This window comes from Mesorhizobium sp. CA7 (assembly GCF_020165015.1).
Lineage (GTDB): Bacteria > Pseudomonadota > Alphaproteobacteria > Rhizobiales > Rhizobiaceae > Mesorhizobium.
This window is the reverse complement of record NZ_JAIUHH010000007.1, coordinates 159,073-182,390: the sequence shown is the minus strand read 5'-3', so window position 1 is coordinate 182,390 and position 23,318 is coordinate 159,073. Positions and strand designations below refer to the sequence as shown.

Annotated in this window: 22 protein-coding genes; 16 read left to right on the top strand and 6 right to left on the bottom strand. The window is 63.7% G+C overall.

Annotated features, from left to right (window positions below):
* Positions 1 to 75: 75 nt before the first annotated feature.
* From LB552_RS16045 to LB552_RS16025, 5 genes are all read left to right on the top strand, one after another.
* Entirely contained in the window at positions 76 to 5,184 is a 5,109-nt protein-coding gene (locus LB552_RS16045) for an N-6 DNA methylase (RefSeq protein WP_224608117.1), read from the top strand.
* Positions 5,185 to 5,499: 315 nt separating this feature from the next.
* Positions 5,500 to 7,170: a ParB N-terminal domain-containing protein gene (locus tag LB552_RS16040; RefSeq protein WP_224608114.1), complete on the top strand. Its 1,671-nt coding sequence runs from the start codon at positions 5,500 to 5,502 to the stop codon at positions 7,168 to 7,170.
* Between the two features lie 508 nt (positions 7,171 to 7,678).
* Positions 7,679 to 8,266 carry a hypothetical protein gene (locus LB552_RS16035; RefSeq protein WP_224608111.1) on the top strand — a complete coding sequence of 196 codons (588 nt, stop codon included), beginning with the start codon at positions 7,679 to 7,681 and terminating at the stop codon, positions 8,264 to 8,266.
* Positions 8,267 to 8,856: 590 nt separating this feature from the next.
* Positions 8,857 to 9,042 (top strand): hypothetical protein, encoded by a 186-nt coding sequence (locus LB552_RS16030; protein WP_224608108.1) that lies wholly within the window; start codon positions 8,857 to 8,859, stop codon positions 9,040 to 9,042.
* Positions 9,043 to 9,311: 269 nt separating this feature from the next.
* Entirely contained in the window at positions 9,312 to 10,241 is a 930-nt protein-coding gene (locus LB552_RS16025) for an ArdC family protein (RefSeq protein ID WP_224608194.1), read from the top strand.
* Between the two features lie 168 nt (positions 10,242 to 10,409).
* Here the strand turns inward: LB552_RS16025 and LB552_RS29885 are convergent, their stop codons facing one another.
* On the bottom strand, positions 10,410 to 10,625 hold the full coding sequence (locus LB552_RS29885; RefSeq protein ID WP_411962572.1) for a hypothetical protein: 216 nt from the start codon (positions 10,623 to 10,625) through the stop codon (positions 10,410 to 10,412).
* 150 nt (positions 10,626 to 10,775) lie between these two features.
* Here LB552_RS29885 and LB552_RS16020 point away from each other — a divergent pair, with 150 nt between their 5' ends.
* Positions 10,776 to 11,102, top strand: coding sequence for a DUF736 domain-containing protein (locus tag LB552_RS16020; RefSeq protein WP_224608085.1), 327 nt, complete (start codon positions 10,776 to 10,778; stop codon positions 11,100 to 11,102).
* 74 nt (positions 11,103 to 11,176) lie between these two features.
* On the opposite strand, the gene LB552_RS16015 is transcribed toward LB552_RS16020, so the two are convergent.
* Positions 11,177 to 11,437, bottom strand: a complete 261-nt coding sequence (locus LB552_RS16015) for a helix-turn-helix transcriptional regulator (protein ID WP_224608105.1) — start codon at positions 11,435 to 11,437, stop codon at positions 11,177 to 11,179.
* A 95-nt stretch (positions 11,438 to 11,532) separates the two neighbouring features.
* On the opposite strand from LB552_RS16015, the gene LB552_RS16010 reads away from it, so the two are divergent.
* From LB552_RS16010 to LB552_RS15995, 4 genes are all read left to right on the top strand, one after another.
* Positions 11,533 to 11,868: a hypothetical protein gene (locus tag LB552_RS16010; RefSeq protein ID WP_224608102.1), complete on the top strand. Its 336-nt coding sequence runs from the start codon at positions 11,533 to 11,535 to the stop codon at positions 11,866 to 11,868.
* Positions 11,837 to 12,202: a hypothetical protein gene (locus LB552_RS16005; RefSeq protein ID WP_224608100.1), complete on the top strand. Its 366-nt coding sequence runs from the start codon at positions 11,837 to 11,839 to the stop codon at positions 12,200 to 12,202. Before LB552_RS16010 ends, LB552_RS16005 begins: the two co-directional genes overlap by 32 nt.
* 131 nt (positions 12,203 to 12,333) lie before the next feature.
* Complete coding sequence (locus LB552_RS16000; RefSeq protein WP_224544569.1) at positions 12,334 to 12,528, top strand: transcriptional regulator domain-containing protein; 195 nt, start codon at positions 12,334 to 12,336, stop codon at positions 12,526 to 12,528.
* Between the two features lie 178 nt (positions 12,529 to 12,706).
* Positions 12,707 to 13,087 carry a DUF2285 domain-containing protein gene (locus tag LB552_RS15995; protein ID WP_224608097.1) on the top strand — a complete coding sequence of 127 codons (381 nt, stop codon included), beginning with the start codon at positions 12,707 to 12,709 and terminating at the stop codon, positions 13,085 to 13,087.
* Positions 13,088 to 13,365: 278 nt separating this feature from the next.
* Here the strand turns inward: LB552_RS15995 and LB552_RS15990 are convergent, their stop codons facing one another.
* Complete coding sequence (locus tag LB552_RS15990; protein ID WP_224608094.1) at positions 13,366 to 13,815, bottom strand: cupin domain-containing protein; 450 nt, start codon at positions 13,813 to 13,815, stop codon at positions 13,366 to 13,368.
* A gap of 158 nt (positions 13,816 to 13,973) precedes the next feature.
* On the opposite strand from LB552_RS15990, the gene LB552_RS29790 reads away from it, so the two are divergent.
* The 4 genes from LB552_RS29790 to LB552_RS15970 all read left to right on the top strand — a co-directional run bounded on the left by LB552_RS29790 (position 13,974) and on the right by LB552_RS15970 (position 19,879).
* Complete coding sequence (locus LB552_RS29790) at positions 13,974 to 15,092, top strand: helix-turn-helix transcriptional regulator (RefSeq protein ID WP_224608091.1); 1,119 nt, start codon at positions 13,974 to 13,976, stop codon at positions 15,090 to 15,092.
* Positions 15,093 to 15,725: 633 nt separating this feature from the next.
* Positions 15,726 to 16,052 (top strand): DUF736 domain-containing protein, encoded by a 327-nt coding sequence (locus LB552_RS15980; RefSeq protein ID WP_224608085.1) that lies wholly within the window; start codon positions 15,726 to 15,728, stop codon positions 16,050 to 16,052.
* Between the two features lie 317 nt (positions 16,053 to 16,369).
* Entirely contained in the window at positions 16,370 to 16,498 is a 129-nt protein-coding gene (locus LB552_RS29880) for a DNA -binding domain-containing protein (RefSeq protein ID WP_224608191.1), read from the top strand.
* A 210-nt stretch (positions 16,499 to 16,708) separates the two neighbouring features.
* Positions 16,709 to 19,879 (top strand): CheR family methyltransferase, encoded by a 3,171-nt coding sequence (locus tag LB552_RS15970; RefSeq protein WP_224608088.1) that lies wholly within the window; start codon positions 16,709 to 16,711, stop codon positions 19,877 to 19,879.
* Between the two features lie 7 nt (positions 19,880 to 19,886).
* On the opposite strand, the gene LB552_RS15965 is transcribed toward LB552_RS15970, so the two are convergent.
* Positions 19,887 to 20,372, bottom strand: a complete 486-nt coding sequence (locus LB552_RS15965; RefSeq protein WP_224532377.1) for a response regulator — start codon at positions 20,370 to 20,372, stop codon at positions 19,887 to 19,889.
* A 679-nt stretch (positions 20,373 to 21,051) separates the two neighbouring features.
* Here LB552_RS15965 and LB552_RS15960 point away from each other — a divergent pair.
* Positions 21,052 to 21,378 carry a DUF736 domain-containing protein gene (locus LB552_RS15960; RefSeq protein WP_224608085.1) on the top strand — a complete coding sequence of 109 codons (327 nt, stop codon included), beginning with the start codon at positions 21,052 to 21,054 and terminating at the stop codon, positions 21,376 to 21,378.
* Between the two features lie 129 nt (positions 21,379 to 21,507).
* Entirely contained in the window at positions 21,508 to 21,858 is a 351-nt protein-coding gene (locus LB552_RS15955) for a DUF2285 domain-containing protein (RefSeq protein WP_224608083.1), read from the top strand.
* Positions 21,859 to 22,044: 186 nt separating this feature from the next.
* Here the strand turns inward: LB552_RS15955 and LB552_RS15950 are convergent, their stop codons facing one another.
* Together LB552_RS15950 and LB552_RS15945 are read right to left on the bottom strand one after the other, a co-directional pair.
* Positions 22,045 to 22,350: a hypothetical protein gene (locus tag LB552_RS15950; protein WP_224532376.1), complete on the bottom strand. Its 306-nt coding sequence runs from the start codon at positions 22,348 to 22,350 to the stop codon at positions 22,045 to 22,047.
* 359 nt (positions 22,351 to 22,709) lie between these two features.
* Complete coding sequence (locus LB552_RS15945) at positions 22,710 to 23,174, bottom strand: hypothetical protein (RefSeq protein WP_224608080.1); 465 nt, start codon at positions 23,172 to 23,174, stop codon at positions 22,710 to 22,712.
* Positions 23,175 to 23,318: the final 144 nt, after the last annotated feature.

Sequence of the window (23,318 nt, the reverse complement as noted above, 5' to 3'; positions counted from 1 at the left end):
AGCCGCGACATCGATCGCCTGGCCGACCCGCTCGGCCGGGGGCTCGCGCGCGCCTTCAAGACGAGGATTCTCCAGATGTCCAACGACGATCCATTCACGCTCGATCTGTTCAACACCACCACGCTCTCGTCGGGCCTCGGTCTCGGCGTCACCGCCTTCGGCAACGACTTCGGCGCTGGCGAGCCCAAACCTAAAGAGATTACGACGCCCGCCGTGCCGGAGTCGCAGCCGGCCTTCCAAACCGTCCACTCGCTGTGCCGCGCGGCCGAGGCCGGCCTGGATGGCAACAACTTCTTCCTCGAGACCGATCGCGGTCTTGCCCGGAGCTGGAAGCAGCGAGCCCGCGATAATCTCGATGCAATCCGACTCGCCGCCGAAATCGAGCGCGCCGATCGGCCGGCGACGCGCGAAGAACAGGCGCGGCTGATCCGCTTCACCGGTTTCGGTGCGTCCGAGCTCGCCAATGCGGTGTTTCGCCGTCCCGGCGACCGTGCTTTCCGCGCCGGCTGGGCCGCGATGGGCGCCGAGCTCGAGGAGATGGTGTCGAGCACCGACTACGCCTCGCTCGCGCGCTGCACGCAATATGCGCACTTCACGCCAGAGTTCATCGGTCGCGCGATGTGGGCAGGCCTCGTGCGTCTCGGCTGGCGTGGGGGCAGGGTGCTCGAGCCCGGTATCGGCACGGGATTGTTTGTGGCACTGATGCCGGCAAAACTGCGCGACGAGGTGCACGTCACCGGCGTCGAGCTCGATCCGGTGACCGCGCGGATTGCCAGGCTACTCCAGCCTCGGGCACGCATTGTAAACGCCGACTTAGCCCGCACCGACTTGCCGGCTGACTTCGATCTCGCCATCGGCAACCCACCCTTCTCGGACCGTATCGTCCGCTCGGATCGCTTCTATCGGTCGATGGGGCTGCGCCTGCATGATTACTTCATCGCCCGCTCGATCGACCTTTTGAAGCCCGGCGGTCTCGCCGCGTTCGTCACCAGCTCGGGCACCATGGACAAGACGGATTGTTCGGTGCGCAAGCACATCGGCAAGACCGCCGATCTCGTCGCCGCCATCCGCCTTCCGGAGGGCAGCTTCCGGGCCGACGCCGGCACCGATGTGGTGGTGGACGTCCTCTTCTTCCGCAAGCGAGGGCACGGCGAGGTCGAAGGCGATCTGTCGTGGCTCGATACCGACGAGGTCCGTCCTGCCGATGGCGGCGATGGCGCGATCCGCATCAACCGCTGGCTTGCCCGGCAGCCGGATTTCGTGCTCGGCACGCACGCGACCACGTCGGGACGGTTCGGCGAGACGTATACCTGCCTCCCGTGTCCCGGCATCGATCTTGAACCGGCCCTGTCGGATGCGATCACCCTTCTTCCGCAAGCCACCTATGACGGCGAGCCCGAGAGGATCGATGTCAAAGGCGGGCACACCGAGCACCTCGGTGAAGACCGCCCCGTAGGCCCCTCGATCCGCGAGGGCAGCTTCTTCGTCGCCTCGAACACCGCGCTGATGCAGATGGTCGACGGCGCGCCAGTGACCCTCACCGTTCGCAAGGGCCGGTCGAGCGATGGGATGCCTGACAAGAACGCCCGCATTATCCGCAAGCTGATCCCGATCCGCGACGCGGTGCGCGAGGTCCTCAAGGCGCAGGAGCTGGATCGGCCGTGGAAGGCGGCGCAGGTCAAGCTGCGCATCGCCTGGTCAAACTTCGTCCGTGCCTTCGGTCCGATCAACACCACCGTCGTGTCGACCAGCGAGGACCCGGAGACCGGCGAGGTGCGCGAGACGCATCGCCGCCCGAACCTCGCCCCGTTCCTCGATGATCCTGATTGCTGGCTCGTGGCTTCGATCGAGGACTACGACCTCGAGACGGACACCGCCCGGCCTGGTCCGATCTTCACCGAGCGGGTGATCGCACCGCCCGCGGCCCCGATCATCAATTCGCCAGCAGACGCCCTCGCGGTCGTGCTGAACGAGCGCGGCCTAGTCGATATCGATCAGATCGCCGAGCTGTCGCATGTCGATCCCGACCTGGTCATCGCCGATCTGGGCGACGCCATCTACCGCGATCCGGAGAGCGGCGCCTGGCGGACCGCCGACGACTATCTCTCCGGCCAGGTCCGCGGCAAGCTCAAGGCCGCTGAAGCCGCCGCGGCTCTCGATCCCGCCTTCGAGCGCAACGTCCGCGCCCTCGTAGCTGTCCAGCCCGCCGATCTCGGCCCATCCGACATCACCGCGCGTCTCGGCGCACCCTGGATTCCGGCCGCCGATGTGGTCGCCTTCGTCAAGGAGACGATGGGCGCCGAGATCCGCATTCACCACATGCCCGAGCTCGGTTCTTGGACGGTTGATGCCCGCCAGCTCGGTTACATGGCGTCCGGCACGTCCGAATGGGGCACCGAGCGCCGGCATGCCGGCGAGCTCGTCACCGACGCGCTCAACAGCCGCATGCCGCAGATCTTTGACACCATCAAGGATGGCGACAGCGAGCGGCGCGTGCTCAATGTCGTCGACACCGAGGCGGCCAAGGAGAAACTCACCAAGATCAAAACGGCCTTCCAAAACTGGATCTGGTCCGATCCCGACCGCACCGACCGGCTGGCGCGGGTCTATAATGACCGGTTCAACAACATCGCCCCGCGAAGGTTCAACGGGGACCATCTGCAACTTGCGGGCGCCTCAGGCGCGGTTTCTCTTTATGGACACCAGAAGCGCGGCATTTGGCGCATCATCTCGGCCGGTTCGACATATCTCGCGCACGCCGTAGGCGCCGGCAAGACCATGACCATGGCGGCCGCCGTCATGGAGCAGAAACGGCTCGGTCTCATCGCCAAGGCCATGGTGATCGTCCCAGGACATTGCTTGGCGCAGGCCGCGCGCGAGTTCCTGGCGCTCTATCCGATGGCCCGCATCCTCGTCGCCGACGAGACCAATTTCAGCAAGGACAAGCGGCGCCGCTTCCTCAGCCGCGCGGCCATGGCGAATTGGGACGCCATCATCATCACTCATTCGGCCTTCCGCTTCATCGGCGTTGCGTCCTCGTTCGAACAGCAGATGATTCAGGACGAGCTCGCGCTCTATGAGTTCCTGCTCACCAAGGTCGAAAGCGGCGATCGCGTGTCGCGCAAGCGCCTCGAGCGGCTGAAGGAAGGCCTCAAGGAACGTCTGGAGGCCCTCGCAACCCGCAAGGACGACCTGCTCACCATCTCCGAGATCGGCGTCGACCAGATCATCGTGGACGAGGCGCAGGAGTTCAGGAAGCTCAGCTTCGCGACCAACATGTCGAGCTTGAAGGGGATCGATCCGAACGGCTCGCAGCGCGCCTGGGACCTCTATGTAAAATCCCGCTTCGTCGAGACCAGGAACCCGGGCAGGGCGCTCGTCCTCGCCTCCGGTACACCGATCACCAATACGTTGGGCGAGATGTTCTCGGTGCAGCGCTACCTCGGCTACGCGGCTTTGTCCGAGCGTGGCCTCCACGAGTTCGATGCCTGGGCTTCGACCTTTGGCGACGTCACTACCGAACTCGAGCTGCAGCCCAACGGCAAATACAAACCGGTCACCCGCTTCGCCACCTTCGTCAATGTCCCTGAGCTGATCGCCATGTTCCGCACCTTTGCGGATGTGATCACGCCCGAGGATCTGCGCGACTACGTCAAGGTGCCGGCGCTCTCGACCGGCACGCGGCAGATCAGGACCTGCAAACCATCTGTCGCGTTCAAGCGCTACCAGGCTCTCCTCGACGCCCGGATCAAGGCGATCGAAGGGCGCGAAGCGCCACCCGAGCCCGGCGACGATATCCTGCTCTCGGTCATCACCGATGGCCGCCATGCCGCGATCGACCTCCGCCTCGTCGATCCGGACAATGACAATGAGCCGGGCAATAAGCTCAACGACCTGATCGCCAATGCTTACCGCATCTGGCGCGACACCGCAGACGCAGCCTACGTCCGGCCGGACGGCACGCCTTTCGAACTGACTGGCGCCGCGCAGATGATCTTTTCCGATCTCGGCACGCTCAATGTTGAGCGGACGCGGGGCTTCTCGGCCTATCGTTGGATCCGCGACGAGCTGGTGCGCATGGGCGTGCCGGCGGCCGAAATCGCCTTCATGCAGGACTTCAAGAAGTCGGAGGCCAAGCAGCGGCTGTTCGGCGACGTCCGCGCGGGCAAAGTCCGGTTTCTCATCGGCTCGTCCGACACCATGGGCACCGGCGTCAATGCCCAGCTCCGGCTCAAGGCGCTGCATCATCTCGACGTGCCATGGCTCCCCTCGCAAATCGAGCAGCGCGAGGGACGCATCTTGCGGCAGGGCAACCAGCACCACATCGTCGACATCTTCGCCTATGCCACCGAAGGCTCGATGGACGCCCAGATGTGGCAGAACAACGAGCGCAAGGCTCGCTTCATCGCCGCTGCACTCTCGGGCGACACCTCGGTGCGCCGCCTCGACGACCTCGGCGAAGGGCAGGCCAACCAGTTCGCCATGGCCAAGGCGATTGCCTCGGGCGACCCGCGCCTGATGCAGAAGGCCGGGCTCGAGGCCGACATCGCCCGGCTCGAACGCCTGAGAGCGGCGCATCAGGACGATCAGTTCGCCATCCGCCGACAGATCCGCGATGCCGAGCGCGACATCGAACACTCGACACGTCGCATTGGCGAAATCGGCCAGGACCTCGCGCGGCTGGTCCCGACGACGGGCGAGGCATTCCGCATGAGCGTGGGCAACAGGACATATGTGGAGCGCAAGCTCGCCGGCCGCGCCCTGATGACCGAGATCCTGACTTTGATCCAGCTCCAGCATGCCGGTACCCGCACCATCGCCGCGATCGGGGGGTTCGAACTCCAATATTGCGGCGAGCGCTTTGGCCAGGACAGCTATGGCTACATCACCACGTTGCTGCGCGCCGGCGCGGCGACGGAAGTCGAGTTACCTGTGACCACCACGCCGCTTCGCGCGATTGCAAAGCTCGAACATATGCTTGGCAATCTTGAGGAGGAGCAGGAGCGCGCACGCCACAGGCTCGCGGAGGCCGAGCGGCGGCTCGCGTCCTATCGCTCACGCGCGGGCAGTACCTTCGCCTTCTCGGACGAACTGGCCGACAAGCGCCGCCAGCTCTCCGAAATCGAAAGATCGCTGTCGCAGGAGATCGATGGTGTACGCCCCGCTGAGGTGCAGGCGGCGTAACCCGCCCCCACGTTCTGAGCAGCCGTCGCCGGCCCGGTGGAGGGGCCTTCCCGAACGAAGTAGGGAAGCGAAAAGGCAAGGAGGACTGCTCGCAGATCGGGCGGCCCGCCGACGCTGACGCTCAATCGCGCCGTCGCCATCCCGGCCCGTCATCCTGCGCAGGGCTGAAGAAGCCCCGCTTGGCCAGCCGGGCAGGGATGCTCCAACGCAATTGCCCCGTCCCGCCCGCTCCGCGGGCCGGGGGATGTCTTCGGAAAGAAGACGAAAAAAGGCCCGGCGACGGGGCCTGGCCATAACCCACCAAGGAGCATTCCAATGGAACTGAAATTTGTCGATCCGCGCTCGCTCAAGGACAATCCCGACAAGGCGCGGCGCTCCAAGTCCAGCCCTCAGGCCGACGCCTTGCTGCTGGCAACGATCAAGGCCATCGGCGTTGTCGAGCCGCTGATCGTCTTCGCTGAGGCCGATGGCGGAAATGGCTTCGTCATCGATCAGGGTCATCGCCGGGCGAAGCAGGCGATCGCTGCAGGTCTCGAAGAGATCGCCGTTCTGGTCGTGCCTCGAGCCGAGGACGGCGGCGCGATGCGCTCGCTGGCCACCTCGATCACGCACGAGCAGCTTAACCCGGTCGATCTGTGGCGTGCGATCGAGCGTCTCGTTGCGCTGAACTGGACCGAAGAGGCCATTGCGATCGCCCTCGCGCAGTCGGTGCGCCAGGTCAAGAAGCTGCGCCTGCTCGCCAATGTACTGCCGGCGATGCTCGACGCCATGGCCAAGGGCGATATGCCGAACGAGCAGCAGCTCCGCACTATCGCGGCCGCTTCGCTTGAGGAGCAGAAGGAGGTCTGGAAGGCCAAAAAGCCGAATAAGGGCGATCCGCAGGTGCCGTGGTGGAGCATCGCCAACGGTCTCACCAAGCGCCGGATGTACGCGCGCGACGCAAGCTTTGGCGACGAGCTGCGCGAGGCCTATGGCATCGCCTGGGTGGAGGATCTGTTCGCACCGGCCGACCAGGACAGCCGGTACACCACCGACATCGACGCCTTCCTCGGCGCCCAGCAGGAATGGATGACTCAGAACCTGCCCAAGAAAGGCATCATCACCGAACCGAACACGTATGGAGAGGTGAAGCTGCCGCCAAAGGCGGAACGCGTTTATGGCACGCCGAAGAAGTCGGATCACGCCGCGATGTATCTCGACCGCGAGGGAAAGGTGAAGACCGTTCACTTCCGTCTGCCCGAGGCCAAGAAGAAGGCCAACGCGACGGAAGCCGCCGAGGCGGTCGTCATGCCGAAATCGCGTCCCGATGTGACCCGTAAGGGCATCGAGATGATCGGCGACCTGCGCACCGATGCTCTCCATGAGGCGCTGTCACGGGCGCCGATCGAGGACGACACGTTGTTGGCGTTGCTCGTTCTCGCCTTCGCTGGCCAGAACGTGCGCGTTGATTCCGGTGCCGGCGGCGACCATGGGTTCGGTCGCCGCATGCCTCGGCACGCCGCCACCCTCTTCGATGCCGAGGGCAAGTTCGCTTTCGACGCCGAGACTTTGCGTATCGCGGCCCGGGGCGTCCTCATCGATGCGCTCTCCTGCCGCGAGGGCATGAGCAAGTCGGGCGTGGTGGCGCTCGTCGCAGCGGGCGCGATCGGGGCAGACAGCTTCCTCGCCAATATGGGCACCGAGGACTTCCTGTCCTGTCTGTCGCGTCCAGCGCTCGAGGGCTCCTGCGTCGGTACGCCGGTTCTGCCGCGGGCGCGCGTAAAGGACACGCGGGCCGCGCTCGTCGAGCACTTCAAGGAGGGGCACTTCGTACACCCGGCTGCGCTGTTCGCTGCCGATGCGGCAAGCCTGACCGAGTGGCTGTCCAAGAGCACCGTCCCCGAGGCCGAGGACGACGTTGGGCCTGAGGTCGACGGTCTGAGTGGAGAGGACCAACATTCCGAGAAAGGCGAGCTCGGGGAAGGCTATCGCGAGGCCGCCGAATAGACCTCGCGTCCTTTTGATCGCTCTGCCGCCGCCAGGTTCGCTTGGCGGCTGCAGGTGCACGGCCGCGGCAGGGAGCGCTGGCGATACAATGGAACTCCGGCGTAGGCCCACGGCCATGATGGTGTGACCCTGTTGTGCGTGCCGAGACACCTTCGGTCGATGAATAGGCAGGTGGCCATGATCACCCGTCCTTCGGTTCCAATGTCGAAGTCGAGGCCCGTGCCGGTCCTCACTCGGGCTTCATGCGGTCCTGAACCTGCGGCCGTCCGCTTCAAGGCCGCGTTCCGCGCCGCGAGGCGGCCGGATCGGTCCGGTCTCGGCATGGCAGGCCCGCGCCCCGCGCGAGGGCTGAAGAAAGCCCTGCTTGGCCGCAAACCTTCCATGCTCGTCTCGGTCCGCCCGGGCCCTGAAGCGCCCGTCATTCCGCCGGTTCTTTTTGGTCCGCGCCCGAGGGAGGGCCGGCACGGAGCCGGTCCTGGCCTCGAGAACCAGAAGAAAGGATATGCCAATGACCAGGAAAGCCGCCAATCCCCGCGCAACCGCCCGCGTCGCTCCGCTGCGCAAGGGCACTACCTTCCAAATGGTCCGTCTCGTGTGTCCCGACGCCGCACAGTGCGCGCTCGTCTCGGAGAGCTTTGGCCTCCCGGTGCTCGACAGCGACGGCATTCGCGACTTGCACGAAAAGCTCGTCGTGGACACGGCCGCAGCGCTCGACGAGGGGCTTGGGGAACGCGCCATGCAGATACACCTGCAACGCGTCGCCGGTGCCTTTGTCGGGTCCGCCTACGGGGCCGGCCAGTTCTACAGCCGGTCGGTATCCGAAGCTCGGGACGCGACGGCCAAGTCGGCCTGCGACGATCGGAACGAAGACGTCGCAGGTCCGGTCGGCTTCGACAGCGCTGCCCAGCGCAAGCGTGAGTTCGCCGCCGATATGGCACTACAGGCCCATGCGCTGCGCATGGCCGCCGAGGGGGCTATCGCGGCCTACGAGCAGGTCGTAGGCGAGGTCTGGAAGCCCTTCGAGCGTCCAGTCGAAAACCCCGGCCAATCCGTCGACCGCAAGGCGGCCGAATTGCAGATGGCGGCCCTCGGATGAACGTCGAGGGCGGGGCTCCGGTCCCGCCCTCCTTCCATGTTGAGCACGTCCGGCTCATCCGTCCGTCGCATCGACTGCACGGGGCCCAGCCGATTTTCATATGCCGAACATGCCGCTTTCGATCGTGGCTAAGTGAACCTTTCGTTGCGAGCGCCGTCTCCTGGCGGACGAAGAGAGACAACCTGCTGCCATGCAGTGCGCCGGAGCAAATAGGGCCGCATCGTCTCCCAATTTCCCGCCCGTGGCGACCACGTCGACGGCAAGTTCTTGTTCCAGCGATTTCATGTGTGCGACTTTGCACCCAGGTTCGGATGTCGCTTCCGGTGCACGACGTTCCGGGGACGGCCGCCGACGCCAGCTCGTTCGCCAGCCTCGGCCCGATCGGCATTGCTGGGCTCCTTCACGGCCCAACTCCGGCTCTCTGGTGATGGCTTTCCTGGTGCGGCTGCGGATCTTCCCCGATCAACCCGCAAGGGGTCCGCTAGCATGCTGCGGCCGCTCGGCTGGCGCCTTCGGGTGATCGCGCCCGCCTCCGCACACTGACGGAGCCATCGAGCGGGAATTGGCCCGCTCCAAGATGGAGCCCTCAGATGTCCCACGATCTCATACTCGCCCAAAAGGCCGCATGGTCTCTCGCCCGCACTCTCATGGTCCCGGTTATCCTCTTCCAGGTCGACAACAAATTTGGTGTCATGCCCGCCGATGAACTCGACGACGCCGATGTCGAAATCCTCTTCGAATACGATCCATATGGCGGTGGCCGGTCGGTTCATTGAACCGACATTCTCTCGACGGCATTCAGGCGGCGCCCAGCGCCGCTTTCCTATTTTCTGACGGCCGCTCGCGCCCCCGTCCTTCCCGAGGTCCTGGCGGAGCCAGGCAGTCAGCGCAACGGCTTCGCCGTCCTCCGCTGTCGCTGCGGCCCACCCCATCGTGCAAGCACGATGGGACCCGGTAGGGTGCGCGGCCCGCCTTCCTGCTCCGCCCAAGCGGACCCCCGTGACGGGGCCGCGATCGGCGCGGCCTACAACCGGAGTTCATGAAAATGACCAGGAAAGAAAATGCAGAGCGCATGGACGTCTATGCGCAGATCACGGACCGCATCGTAGCCGAGCTGGAGAAGGGTATCCGTCCTTGGATGCAGCCGTGGCAACCGAGCAATGCCTCCGGCCGCGTCACCCGGCCGCTCAGACACAATGGTCTGCCCTATAACGGCATTAATGTGCTGCTGCTTTGGTCGGAGGCTGTCGCACGCGGCTTTTCCAGCCCGATGTGGATGACATTCAAGCAGGCGCTCGACCTTGGCGGCGGGGTTCGCAAGGGCGAGACCGGCTCTACAGTGGTCTTCGCCAGCCGCTTCACCAGGACGGAGACGAACACCAGGGGCGAGGAAATCGACCGCGAGATCCCGTTCCTCAAGGCGTATTCTGTTTTCAACATTGCGCAAATCGATGGCCTGCCGGACCAGTTTTATCGACGGCAGGCGGAGCCGGTGCGCAATCCGATCGCCCGGATCGGGCATGCCGACCAGTTCTTCGCCAATACTGGGGCGCTAATCCAGCACGGCGGGGATCGCGCCTACTTCGCCCCGGTGACGGACCACATCCAGATGCCGCCTTTCCAGACGTTCCGGGACGCCGCGTCATACGTTGCCACACTCAGTCACGAGGTCATCCATTGGACTTCGGCGCCGCATCGCGTGAACCGCGACCTTAGCCGCTATGCCAAGGATCGCAGCGAGCGAGCGCGCGAGGAACTGATTGCCGAGCTCGGAAGCTGCTTCCTCTGCGCCGATCTTGGTATCGCGCCCGAACTCGAGCCCCGGCCGGACCATGCGAGCTACCTCGGCTCGTGGTTGAAAATCCTCGCCGACGACAAGCGCGCGATCTTCTCGGCCACAGCCCATGCGCAGCGCGCCGTCGGTTTCCTGCATGGACTTCAGCTGGAGACCGCAGAAGAACGCAATGCTGCCTAATGTTTCACGCATCAACTTTGGAAGGGGAGGTCATGTGCCTCCCCTCTGTTTCGCTCGGCCGTGCCGGCCGATGGCTAAGCCGGAGATGCTTCCCAGACAATCGCGAAACCGATTCCCGCTCTGGCTGATCGACAGATCCGGGCGGCCGATTTCCTTCTCGCGGCCATCCTAAAGTTCGAACCGAAGTTGCCGTTGTTCCGGCGGCAACACATCGACTAGCGACGAAAGCCTGACACCCAAGAGCCGGATTGCCTTCTGTACCGGAAAACACCGACCCCAGGAGATCGGCTGCGAAACATTTGAATCAGAGAACTCGATTGGCACCGAAACGGTGCGACTGCGCGTGGTCTGGTGGCAATCGGCAAATTTGACCCAAAGCGCGATCGTCCGGCCCCGGCCATTGCCGTGATGAAAGGCATCGCGGAGCGACCGCCGAAGGCGCGAGCCTCGTAGCTTGCGGCAGCCATCACGCCTGCCGCGTCAGCACCACAAGGCCGCATGGTGCGGGCTCGGAAACGAGAACGGAGACTGAAAATGGCTACCATCGGCAGCTTCAAGAAGACCAATGCGAACGAGTTCACCGGCGAGATCGTCACCCTCAGCGTCCAGGCCAAGGGCGTGCGCATCGTCCCCGACACCCGGGCCAGCGGCGAGAACGCTCCAAGCCACCGTGTCGTGGTCGGCAAGGCCGAGATCGGCGCCGCCTGGTCCAAGCGCTCCAACGAGGGCCGCGATTATCTCGGGCTCAAGCTCGACGACCCGAGCTTCACCGCTCCCATCTACGCCAACCTCTTCGCCGACGAGGAAGGCGAGGGCCACAGCCTCATCTGGTCCCGCCCCAACCGCCGCAACGGCGAGTAACAGGTAGCCAGCCCGTTCGGCTTCGGCCGGACGGCTTCGGCGCCTGATACCGGGTTTCAGCGGTGAAGCCGCGATCAACTGCTCTTTCGCAACAGAATTCCATTGTCGGGCAGTACTTCAATTCCAGCCTTCTCGAGCGCATTCACAATCGCTAATATATTGTTTGCGATCGGAATCCGCGCCCGGCGTTCGAAATCAGCGATTGTCTGCCGTGCGACGTTTGCCGCACGGGCCAAATCATCTTGGCTCCATCCCAACATTGCACGCGCGCCGCGACACTGTTCGGGGCTGAAATTCGCAGCCCTGTTGCCAACATTATGATTGACGTCAATCAATTTGTATATTATCCCTGACCGAACTAGCGGTCGAAGAGGGTGCGCGAACACCCTTTTCGACCTGACCAAAGCCAAGCTGTGTGGGAGCTCGGATCATGGCTGATTCCGACAATACCACGACTTTGCCTTCCGTCACGCTTGGACGGGAGACGCGGTCTCCGTTGACCAACGACCGTACCGTCCCTTCAGCCGAAGCCCCGTTGTCACCCGATCCCGCACTTCTCCTGTCCCTTGCCTGGATCGACGCCCATGTTGCGATGCTGGCTTCCTGCGTCCGGCAGCAGCAGGAGGAGGAGAGAGTCCTGGAGCGCGGCGCGCTCTTGCCCACCGGCGCAGTTATTGGGCGCGGGGATGGGGCTAGCGGCGACTGCGACGGTCTCGATCCCCGGGAACAGCATGATGCCGAGAAGGGCCGACGCCTTGCTGGCTGAGCTTGCTTCGACGCCTGCTCAATCGTTGACAGGCGTGATCGCCAAGCTCGCGGTCATCCTTCGAGAGGCGACTGACAACACCGACATCTTCGAATTTCCGCTGCCGCAGATCCGCTCGGCCTTGGCCGATTTGCGGCGGCTCACGCATGAAGCGACAAGCGACCAGCCGGCCGGCTGGCCCGCCGGCGACCAATCGATCGGCTCGCTGTTCGAGCTGTCCGCATCATCCTTCGCGGCCTGGCGCGCATTCGGTGCGTGGAGCCAAGGCGATGACGAGGCCTATCGCAGCTGGACGAACACATTCAAAATACTGCAGGGCGGCGCAAGCCAATAGGCCTCGCTAGGCCCCCGGGCCTGATCGCTCGTCGCCGGGTTCCCTCCTCGTCCATTCGTCAATGACGGAATCCAAGGATTTCGCTTAACGCCGCGTCCCCCTATCAAATTCTCGAGAAGGGAAGGATGCGGATGAAGCCGGATACATCGCAGTGGCGTGACCCACAGGCATATGCATTCGTCAAAGGCGCAACCGCCGATGAGATTGCCTGGGAATTCCTGCGACGCAATCCGCAATATCAGCAGGACTTCGCGACCTCACGCTCGGCTCAGGCGATGCGCGCATTACGCAAACGCTGGGGTTTGCAGTTTCGCCGCCCGGCCTGACCAGTCCGCGGTGGAGCAACCCGTCTATTGGGCGCCTCAGATCAACCCTGGGGTCGTCAACCTTGTCGCGCTTCCGCGGGGCCTGCGCACGGGTCAAGGCAGCGCCTCCGACGTCCAGCTGGCCGCGGCGGGCCGGCATGACGAGGTCGGCCTTCACGTGCGTTCGTCGCCGGGGGGTATGCAACTGGCACTTCTTGGCGACACGAAGCCAGACGAACCGCTCGCCGCCATCATACCGCTGGACGAAATGGCGCACGACCGGCTGCAAGCCATCGAGCGGTTCATCCGCTCGATCCACAGGCAGCACCTTCCCGACGCCCGCTTGACCGCGGGCCGGCGCCGGCGCCTTGTCCACATGCTGCGATGCCTCGATGGGCGGGAAGAGCAGGCATCCCATTTTGAAGTTGCGACCGCTTTGTTCGGCCGACGGCTGGTCAGCGCCGCCGACTGGCACGACTCGGCTTTTCGGTACCAGACGTATCGCTTAGTTCGCGACGGCCTGAAGATGGTCGAGCGCGGCTATCGCCAACTGCTACGTGCGCGACGGCGTCATTCCTGAAGGGGGCCTGACGCCAGGTTCACTTAATGCGGTGTGTGCAAGTCCAGGGTTACCATCCTGAACTGAATAGCGTTTTTGCGCTGCCTTGCGGCCGTTGAGGTCAGCTCTGCTGCTCAGCTAAGCGGAGAGCGCCAGGGCAGGGCTCGTTCGTTGCAAGTCTGACCCGAAGCAGCGTGAGCCAACGATCGAACTCAGGCATCACCGTCTTCGGGCAATAATCTCGACCGGTGCTGCCTCGCGATCCGATGAAGCCAAATGCGGTGACACGCCCAGTGCGGTTATGGCCCAGCGATCGTGAGGGGTGGCCCGGTAATCTCCATATCGAACTGGGCCGCGACGGCCTTGATTGCCACAAGGTCGCGCGGAATTTCCAGTCCCTGCGCGGCAACCGCCGGGAAAAAGCTCTCGAGACCACCCGGGGACAGGATGGCGATCCATCGCGCACGCTCAACGACGACGAATGTGTGCTCGACGCCAGCGGGAATGTAGAACACTGCCCCGGTGGTACGCTCGGAAATTTCCCCGGCGCGCCAGAAGCGCAGCCGCCCTTGGAGAATGACGAATATTTCGTCGGCCTCGAGATGGCGATGGCGTGGCGGTCCGTCGCCCGGACCAGCATCGGATGCAAATGCCCCGAGCTTGCCGCCGGTCTCGCGCGCCGTCAGAAGCGTTTCGTAGTGCGTACCGTTCCAATCGGTCTGAGTGCCAGGTGCTGCCCGCATTTGCATCTTCGCCACATGGGGTTGGAGTGAAGCTTGATGGCGTCACGATAGCTACACGCTGGCCTCAGGCGGTCGCCTCGTATGAACATACGAGATGCGCCGGGGAATGGTTGTCAGTGAAGCCGGCTTCCGGCAAACTGCAGATCCCTTCAGGTGAGGGAGCGGTGAATCCGGCACGCATGCACGACTTCGACGGCATGGTCGGGCAGATCTACGATGCGGCGGTCGAACCCGGCCGCTGGCCGCAGGTTCTCGAGACGCTGTCGGATTTCCTCGAAGGCGCTGCCACCAAGCTGACGTTCCAGAACGCAAGGACGTTGCGCAGCGAAGCGAGTTCGGTGCGCATGCCGCCCGAGGCGGACCTCACCTACGCACAGTATTACCACAAGACCAATGTGTTCCTGCCGCGTATCGCCAAGCTGCGCGCCGGCGCGTTGATTCCGGTGTGGGACCTCGTGCCGCGCGAAGTCTACCAGCGCTCCGAGTTCTATAACGACTTCTGCCGACCCGGCGACATGTGCCACCCGATCGGGGTCGTGCTGGCCAACGAACCGGACATGCGCGTCGTGTTCACCTGCGGACGCGCCAGGACAGCCGGCGAGTTCGAGCCCGAGCATCTCGAGCGGCTGCGCCGCGTCGGGCCGCATCTGGTTCGCGCGGCGAGCGTGGGATTGCGCCTCTCGCGTTCGGAGATCGCCAGGAGTGCCAATGTCGAGGCGCTCGACCGCATCGCCCAAGGCGTGCTGATCGTGGCGGCAAGCGGCGAGATCCTGTTCGCCAACCGAACGGCCGAAGCGCTGCTCAGTGAAGCCGATGGAATCAAGACAGAGAAATCGGCGCTGCGCGCAACCAGGCGCTCGGATGCCGCGCAATTTCAACGGTTGATCGTCGCGGCTGCGGAGCGGTCGGACACCGCGGGCGGCGTGATGGCGCTGGCGCGGCCGGCGCCGCGGCGACCGCTGAGCGTGTTGGTGGCGCCGCTGAAGATCGAGTCGACTTGGTTCGTGACCGGCCGCCCCGCCGCAATCGTGTTCGTGGCCGATCCGGACAGCGCGCCGCGGACCATGCAGGCCCAGGTGCGCAATCTCTATCGGCTGACCCCGGCCGAGGCCGCCGTGGCCATTGCAGTCGCCCGCGGCGAAGGACTTCAGGCGGCCGCAGACGAGCTCGGCATCAGCCTGACCACGGTGCGCACCCACCTGCAGCACGTGTTCGAAAAGACGGAGACGCGGCGGCAGGCGGAGCTGGTGCGCCTCATTGCGGCGAGTGGCGTTTACGAGTGACAATCTGGAGCGCAGCAAGGCTCGCCCAAGCTGGTTGTAAGTGCTTTCGAGATAGCAAGCCCGCTCATCCATGACTGATCCTCACTGTCCCTCTGCAGACTGCCGGTCCGCTGTCGGCCCAAGTGAGACGTCCGCAGCATACGGCCGCTCCAGCGCAAAGGCCGCCATTGGAGCGCGTGTCTGGACCAGCTTCGAGAGCAGTCAGCATTATCCGGTCGTGCACGCGAAGGCGAATCCCGATCCCGTCCGCGATCGCCAGATGGATCCAGGCTCTGATGCAGCACATGTCAGGCCGCGGCAACATCAGCACCGGCGAGACGGTCCACATCATCTCTTTTCGTCGCAGATGACGCTATCGTCTCCGTGATGCATTTTTCAGTGCGCACCGACGACCTCTCGAACGGGCTGATCTGGCCGAAGGACGGCTGAAGCCTCGACCGCCTATGCCGCAATGGCGCGACGCGGGTTTCTTCCCCTGGGCGAAGCCCATTCCTCGCGAAACCAAGAAACGCGCGCCTGCGCCGTCCTGCGCTGTGCTGCGGTCGCAAGCGATGCGGCAGCGGTCGCCTCCGGGCTCACGATCGCCATCGAGGCCGCATGGTGCGGGCTCGGAAACGAGAACGGAGACTGAAAATGGCTACCATCGGCAGCTTCAAGAAGACCAATGCGAACGAGTTCACCGGCGAGATCGTCACCCTCAGCGTCCAGGCCAAGGGCGTGCGCATCGTCCCCGACACCCGGGCCAGCGGCGAGAACGCTCCAAGCCACCGTGTCGTGGTCGGCAAGGCCGAGATCGGCGCCGCCTGGTCCAAGCGCTCCAACGAGGGCCGCGATTATCTCGGGCTCAAGCTCGACGACCCGAGCTTCACCGCTCCCATCTACGCCAACCTCTTCGCCGACGAGGAAGGCGAGGGCCATAGCCTCATCTGGTCCCGCCCCAACCGCCGCAACGGCGAGTGAATCGGTAGACGCCTCGCCCGGTACCGGGTGAGGCGTCTCCTGCCGGTGATTGCGCAAGCTCGCCTAGGATCGCTTGATTGTAGCGAGAGAACGCGGGAGGACAGCGCCTTCGACATACCGCTGGACCTAAGCCGGCGTCACTAGGTCGGCCTTCATATGCGGTCGGGCGGCATGCAACTGGCGCTTTTTGGCGAAGCCAAGCCAAGCGAACCGCTTACCGCCATCATTCCGTTCGACGGTGGCACACGACCGGCTGCAGGTCATCGAGCGGTTCATCGGCTCGATCCACAGGCAACACGTTCCCGACGCGCGGTTGACTGCGGCGCACCGCCGACTGGCACGACTCGGCTTTTCGATATCAGACGCATCGTCTCGTGCGCGACGGCCTGAAGATGGTCGAGCGCGGCCATCGCCAATTGCTTCGCGCGCGACGGCGCCGCTCCTGAGGCTTCCCCCCGCCGCCTTGTCCACTTATTGCCAGGAGTTTGGCCAGGCCGCCCGCGGGGCGACTGTTTCCCGGTCCGGGAGACAGCCTTCGCCGCGGAAACCCCGTCCGTGCACGAGGTGCTGGCCGACAGCCGCTGTCGGGCCGGGGGGTCGCAGCCGAAGGGAAACATCTATAGGCTAGAAACGACGCCAACAAGGACGGCAAGAACATGGCAGGGGCACTCCTCAAGGACGGCGACAGGCCTGCCGACGATAACGCTGAAGGGAAAGCGACGAACAACACGCCCCCCATCGTGGGGATCGGATCATCGGCCGGAGGCGTGGCCGCTCTGCAGAACCTTGTCAGCAACATACCGGCGGACAGCGGCATCGCCTGGGTGCTTATCCAGCACATGGCGCCGGATCGGCCGAGCGAACTCGCGAGCATTCTTGCGCGCAAGGCAGACTTACCAGTGGAGGAGGTTACGCACGACACGCGCATCGAAGCTGACAGGATCTATCTGATCGCGCCGGGGCAAGTGATGACGATCCGAGAGGGCGTGCTGCGGCCAGCGCAGGACGGCGACCCGCTCGCGCGGCGCACCAGCATCGACGCCTTCCTTGTCTCGCTCGCTGAGGACCAGGGGGAGCATAGCGGCTGCGCGCTTCTGTCAGGGGCGGGCACAGACGGGACTCTCGGCCTCAAGGCGGTGAAGGAGGCGGGCGGGCTGACGCTGACCCAGACACTTCAGACGGCCGAATACGACAGCATGCTGCTGAGCGCCACGCGCACTGGCCTCGTCGATCGCGAGGCCGACGTCGCCGACATGCCCGGGCTCTTCGCCGACTTCCTCGTACGGCGCAAGCCCATCACGCGCGATGTCGAGGTCGAAGATGGCGAAAGGCGCGAGATCTGTGATGTGCTTCGCCGCGCCACCGGTCATGATTTCACCGACTACAAGTCGAGCACGATCGACCGGCGCATCCGCCGGCGAATGCAGATGCAGGGCATCGACACGCTGTCCGCTTACGTCGACCTGATGCGCAACGACCGCCGGGAGCCCGAGCGCCTGTTCCGCGATCTGCTGATCGGGGTCACCCAGTTTTTCCGCGATACCGACTTGTTCGCGGCGCTGGCCGCGAAGGTACTCGGCCCGATCATGGAGAAAAAGACCGAGGACGACGAGGTGCGCGTCTGGGTTGCGGGTTGCGCCACAGGCGAGGAGGCCTACAGCTTGGCGATCCTGTTTCAGGAGGCCCGGGCGCGGATGGAGAGCCCGCCGGAGGTGAAAATCTTCGGCAGCGATATCGACGAGGCCGCCCTGCATTTCGCCCGTATCGGCCGCTATCCGCACAGCATCGCCGCCGATGTCAACGAGGAGCGGCTGGAGCGGTTCTTCGAGAAGGAGGATGGCCACTACACCATCCGTCCGCTATTGCGCGAGATGTGCCTGTTCGCCCAGCACAACCTGCTGCGCGATCCACCGTTCTCGCGCATCGACCTGCTCTCATGCCGGAATGTGCTGATCTACATGAACCCGGGATTGCAGGAGCGGCTGATGCCGGTGTTCCATTACGCGCTCCGGCCCGGTGGCTTCCTGTTCCTCGGCCCTGCCGAGAACGCGGGGCATGACAAGCTCTTCGGTGAATTCGACCGGAAGCACCGTATCTTCCGCCGGATGGGCGAGACCGCGCGGCTGCCCGAATTTCCTATCGCCGGCGGTGACGGCAAGAATCGTCAGGAGATGCAACGGCAGGATGCGGCCACGAAACCTGCCGTAACCGATCCGGCATTCCGCACTGCGCAAAAACTGCTTGAGCGCTATACGCCAGCCTATGTTATCGTCGATGGCGATTTCGAGATCCTCGATGCTTCGACGGGCACCGGCGGTTTCCTCGAGCTGCCGCGCGGCCGGCCGAAGGCGAACCTGGCCGCGATGGCGCGCACCGAACTGGCCGTGGACATCAAGGCGGCCGTCGCGAAGGTGCTGACCTCGGGCGAGCGGTTCGTGCGCGACGATCTAATCGTGGGCCATGACGACGAGCGCCGTTACCTCACGCTGATCGTGGAGCCGCTGACCGGGGCCGACGCGAGCGAACGCCGTTGTCTCGTCGTCTTTCAGGCGGGAGCCGCCGCGATGGCGCAGACCACCGAGCGGGCAAGGCAGCGAGGAGGCGACGAGGAACTCGTGCGTGCACTGGAGCTGGAGCTTCAGACGACGAAGGAACGGCTGCAGAGCACGCTGGAGGAGTTGGAAACCTCGAACGAGGAACTTCGCGCCTCTAACGAAGAACTCTCGTCGGTAAACGAAGAACTGCAGTCCTCGAACGAGGAACTGGAAACCTCAAAGGAGGAACTGCAATCGATCAATGAGGAGCTTCGCACGGTCAACAATGAACTTTCGACGCGGGTCGAGGAGCAGAGCCGCGCCAACAGCGACCTGAAAAACCTTTTCTCCAACACCCGTATAGCGATGCTCTTTCTCGATGCGGAGTTTCGCATCCGCAACTTCACCCCGCCCGCCAAGCCGCTCTTCCGGCTGCGCGACCACGACATGGGGCGGCCGCTGGACGAACTCGCCGGCCGCGTCGAGCTCGGATCCCTGAAGGAGCAGGTGGCGGAAGTCATCCGCAGTGGGGAGCAGATTGAGAAGGAGGTCGAGGCGCAAAACGGCGAGCCCCAGACGCTCATCATGCGCATGCTGCCCTATCGCGACGAGAACGACGTGATTCAGGGTGCTGTTCTCACATTCATCGACATCACCGCGCGCAAGCGGTCTGAAGAGCGGCTCTCGGACATGGTGTCCGAGCTGAACCATCGGGTGAAGAACAATCTGGCCAGTGTGCAGTCCATGATCCGTCAGGCGGCCCAACACACAGAGACGAAGGATGAGATATACAAGGTGCTCACAGGCCAGCTACACGCGATGGCCGCGTCGCACGACATCCTCTCGCGCGGCGACTGGAAGGGCGCCAGGCTGCATGACCTTGTCGGCGCCGTCCTGTCCCCCTTCGTGGGCGAGGGGCTCGACGGGCTGAGCCTCCAAGGACCCGAGGTCCACCTGAAGCCTCAGGTCGTGGTCGGGCTCGGGGTGATCCTGCATGAGCTCGCCACGAACGCGTCGAAGTACGGCGCGTGGTCCACCGGGGCGGGACGCGTTTCGCTGAACTGGACTCGGGTCACGACCGACGGCGACGAGCTGAGGATCGAATGGGCGGAAAGTGGCGGGCCGCCCGTTGCGCCGCCGAAGAGCAATGGTTTCGGCCTCAACTTCGTCTCGCGGTCTACCCAGCACGAACTTCGTGGCACCTGCCAGCATGAGTTTCCCTCCGCTGGCTACCGCTGCGTTATAGTCGCGCCTGCGAAGGCCATGTTGATGGATCGCGATAAAAATCGCTGAGGCCCTCTCATCGCCGCGCGAGACCGAGCGCGTCGAGCGCAGCAAAGAGAGCGGCCTCCGTCAGCGGTTTGTGCAGAACCTGGCACTCTTTGAAGCGCTCGGGCACTTCCACCCTGGAATAACCGGTCGCGAGGATGAAAGGAACGCCATGCTCGTGAAGCAGATCGGCGACCGGCCAGACGCGCTCATCGCCGAGGTTCACGTCGAGGACCGCGCCGTCAAGGTTGTTCTGCCGCACTGCCAACAGCCCTGCCTCGACGTTGGAGACCGGCCCGACAGGCACGCAGCCGCACTCGCCGACCATGTACTCGAGATCCATTGCGATGAAGAGGTCGTCCTCGATCACGAGGATTCGTGGTTTTCGATTTTCAAGTGAACGCACGTCCCATTGCCCCCAAAGAAAACTAACCACTTCGCCCCAAGAAAGTTCCGACATCGTTTGGCCGGCCGTCGCTTCCAGGAACTGCAGTCGAAGGCCAACTTGGGTCTGCACATGGCTTTCGAAGTAAATGATTGAGCATGTTCGGTGGCTTCACCTGGAGAACGTTGGAGCCGTCCGTCTCCTCCGCCGGAGAAGCCGCAAGCCATGAGCCAGGCAATAAGCCGGTCCGCTTTCTCAAGGCCACCAGCAAGGCGAGACCGTCTGGCGTCGGCCCCATATGACATGTCCGCTATACAGGGGCGCTCAATAGCAAAAGCCGGTATTTGGAGCGCGTGTCTGGACCAGCTTCGATAGCATCCAGCAACGGCATTACCGGTCATCACGCGAAGCCGAGGCCGATCCCATCCGCGAGCGCCAGATGGATCCAGGCTCTGATGCTGCACATGTCGGGCCCCGGTAACATCTGCACGGCGAAACGGTCCCACATCATCCTTTCGGCGCAGATGATCCAATCGTCCCCGTCTCTCCATTTCACGGCGGGCACCAACGACCTCTCGAACGGACTGATCTGGCCGAAGGACGGCTGAAGTCTCGACAGCCTATGCCGCAATGGCGCGTCGCGCGTTTCTTCCTCTGGGCGAAGCCATTCCTCGCGCAACCAAGAAACGCGCGCCTGCGCCGTCCTGCGCTTTGCTGCGGTCGCAAGCGATGCGGCAGCGGTCGCCTCCGGCCTCATGATCGCCATCGAGGCCGCATGGTGCGGGCTCGGAAACGAGAACGGAGACTGAAAATGGCTACCATCGGCAGCTTCAAGAAGACCAATGCGAACGAGTTCACCGGCGAGATCGTCACCCTCAGCGTCCAGGCCAAGGGCGTGCGCATCGTCCCCGACACCCGGGCCAGCGGCGAGAACGCTCCAAGCCACCGTGTCGTGGTCGGCAAGGCCGAGATCGGCGCCGCCTGGTCCAAGCGCTCCAACGAGGGCCGCGATTATCTCGGGCTCAAGCTCGACGACCCGAGCTTCACCGCTCCCATCTACGCCAACCTCTTCGCCGACGAGGAAGGCGAGGGCCACAGCCTCATCTGGTCCCGCCCCAACCGCCGCAACGGCGAGTAACAGGTAGCCAGCCCGTTCGGCTTCGGCCGGACGGCTTCGGCGCCTGATACCGGGTTTCAGCGGTGAAGCCGCGATCAACTGCTCTTTCGCAACAGAATTCCATTATCGGGCAGTACTTCAATTCCAGCCTTGTCGAGCGCATTCACAATTGCTCACAGGCAGCACCTTCCCGACGCCCGCTTGACCGCGGCGCAGCGCCGGCGCCTTGGCCACATGCTGCGATGCCTCGATGGCCGGGAAGAGCATGCATCCCATTTTGAAGTCGCGATCGCCTTGTTCGGTCGGCGACTGCTCAGCACCGCCGACTGGCACGACTCGGCTTTTCGGTATCAGACGCTTCGCTTAGTGCGCGACGGCTTGAAGATGGTCGAGCGCGGCTATCGCCAATTGCTTCGTGCGCGACGCCTCATTCGTGAGACCGCTCCGGCGCCGCCTGGTCCACGCGTTGCCTGCAGGCCCAGGCATACGATTCTGAAGTGAACGGGAGCTTTGCGCCTTCATCTCGGCCATTGAGATAAACTTAGCTTCTGCCCAAACGCGGACATCCCGGGTGACATGCTGGAGGTTCGTCATGCGCCTGAAGCACCCGATGCGAAGTGGATCCCCATCCGCATTGCTAGGGTTCGGCGTCCTGTCAGTCCCCACGCCTGGTTCGCCGCCGACCAACTATTGAGCGCCGGGCGTCCATTCGGGCAGCGGCGCCAGGCTGCGGTTGAACTGCTTCCACCACATGGTCTCATCGATCTCACAGCAGGCGCGAAGCATGGCGTGCGCCTTCTCGAAAGCCTGGGTGGCGAGTTCATCGAATGTCATCCGCGCATCATATGGCACCGATACCACCAGTTCCTGGCCGGTCTGTGTGCCGCCTTCATCAACCTGAAGATAAAGCCAGACGACGAAATGCGCGCCCTGGCCGCTTGCGTCCGCATTGCCGATCTTGATGCGGTCGATTCCTGCTGCGGTGACTTTCATGCAAGGGCCCCTTCATTCGAATTCATGATGAAGCCGAGAAGTCCGCTGCGATCATGAAGGTTCCGAAGCCGTTGTCATTATGGTGAAGAGCCGGTTAGGCCCCCTTGAGCTTTCTTATGAACTTCACATAGGTTGGTGAAAATCAGGAATTGCTGAAAAATCAGGCCGACTGATCGCACCTAGTGCCGAACCTCGGTGGACACCGTTGGTCGGTTTACCTTTGAGGAGAGTGATCGCGGCCACCGGATGCAAAAAGAATACGGGCGACACTCGCCCGTATTCTCATAATTAGCGATGTTGGCCCCAAATGCATCTGCTGGACTTTTCGCACGCTGCCTTTTCAGCTTTCCGAGGAGACGTTACTCCCTCGCATGGGTCAAAATGCGAAATACCGGCCAATGAGCAATCGCTTCACGTAGTCTGCTGAAAAGCTTCCCTTCCATGCCGATGGCAGACCGAACTTGAACGGCAGCCCATCCGGCTTTCATGGTCCCGCCGACATGGCAATGGCAGACGATAGCGTGCAACTGCCAATCCGTAAGCTCGAAAAAGCGTTTCGCTTCGCCATAGGTATCGTTCTTCAATCCTTGCGCGCGCAATATCGGATCAGCGAAAGCGACGCTGAGCGCGGAGTCCAGGGACCGCGCCTTGTCACGCACGTCCAAGGTCATGTATTCCGTCCCAGGGAAAGCGGCGAGGCGCCGCTCGGGATTTCGCTCGAGCAGAATGGCCCAATGTTCCAAACGCTGCCCTCGCGTCATAGCCGGAAAGGATACTTCGACTTCCGCGACCTCATGTAGTTCTTCCAGTGTCTGATGTTTCATGGCCGTCTCCTGTTGGCGAGGCGCTCTGCCTGCAGAATGCACAGGTCGGAATGGGCCTCAGTCGTCCCTATGCAGGCGAACCAGCAGTGCGTCGGGAAGTTCCAATGGCGAGAAAATTTGACAGTGTGCCTGCTTCAATCTCCG

Bases quoted from the DNA above. Each gene is read 5' to 3' on its own strand.
- LB552_RS16045 (WP_224608117.1), top strand. From the start codon at position 76: ATGTCCAACGACGATCCATTCACGCTCGATCTGTTCAACACCACCACG.
- LB552_RS16040 (WP_224608114.1), top strand. From the start codon at position 5,500: ATGGAACTGAAATTTGTCGATCCGCGCTCGCTCAAGGACAATCCCGAC.
- LB552_RS16035 (WP_224608111.1), top strand. From the start codon at position 7,679: ATGACCAGGAAAGCCGCCAATCCCCGCGCAACCGCCCGCGTCGCTCCG.
- LB552_RS16030 (WP_224608108.1), top strand. From the start codon at position 8,857: ATGTCCCACGATCTCATACTCGCCCAAAAGGCCGCATGGTCTCTCGCC.
- LB552_RS16025 (WP_224608194.1), top strand. From the start codon at position 9,312: ATGACCAGGAAAGAAAATGCAGAGCGCATGGACGTCTATGCGCAGATC.
- LB552_RS16020 (WP_224608085.1), top strand. From the start codon at position 10,776: ATGGCTACCATCGGCAGCTTCAAGAAGACCAATGCGAACGAGTTCACC.
- LB552_RS16010 (WP_224608102.1), top strand. From the start codon at position 11,533: ATGGCTGATTCCGACAATACCACGACTTTGCCTTCCGTCACGCTTGGA.
- LB552_RS16005 (WP_224608100.1), top strand. From the start codon at position 11,837: ATGCCGAGAAGGGCCGACGCCTTGCTGGCTGAGCTTGCTTCGACGCCT.
- LB552_RS16000 (WP_224544569.1), top strand. From the start codon at position 12,334: ATGAAGCCGGATACATCGCAGTGGCGTGACCCACAGGCATATGCATTC.
- LB552_RS15995 (WP_224608097.1), top strand. From the start codon at position 12,707: ATGCAACTGGCACTTCTTGGCGACACGAAGCCAGACGAACCGCTCGCC.
- LB552_RS15990 (WP_224608094.1), bottom strand. From the start codon at position 13,815: ATGCAAATGCGGGCAGCACCTGGCACTCAGACCGATTGGAACGGTACG.
- LB552_RS15980 (WP_224608085.1), top strand. From the start codon at position 15,726: ATGGCTACCATCGGCAGCTTCAAGAAGACCAATGCGAACGAGTTCACC.
- LB552_RS15970 (WP_224608088.1), top strand. From the start codon at position 16,709: ATGGCAGGGGCACTCCTCAAGGACGGCGACAGGCCTGCCGACGATAAC.
- LB552_RS15960 (WP_224608085.1), top strand. From the start codon at position 21,052: ATGGCTACCATCGGCAGCTTCAAGAAGACCAATGCGAACGAGTTCACC.
- LB552_RS15950 (WP_224532376.1), bottom strand. From the start codon at position 22,350: ATGAAAGTCACCGCAGCAGGAATCGACCGCATCAAGATCGGCAATGCG.
- LB552_RS15945 (WP_224608080.1), bottom strand. From the start codon at position 23,174: ATGAAACATCAGACACTGGAAGAACTACATGAGGTCGCGGAAGTCGAA.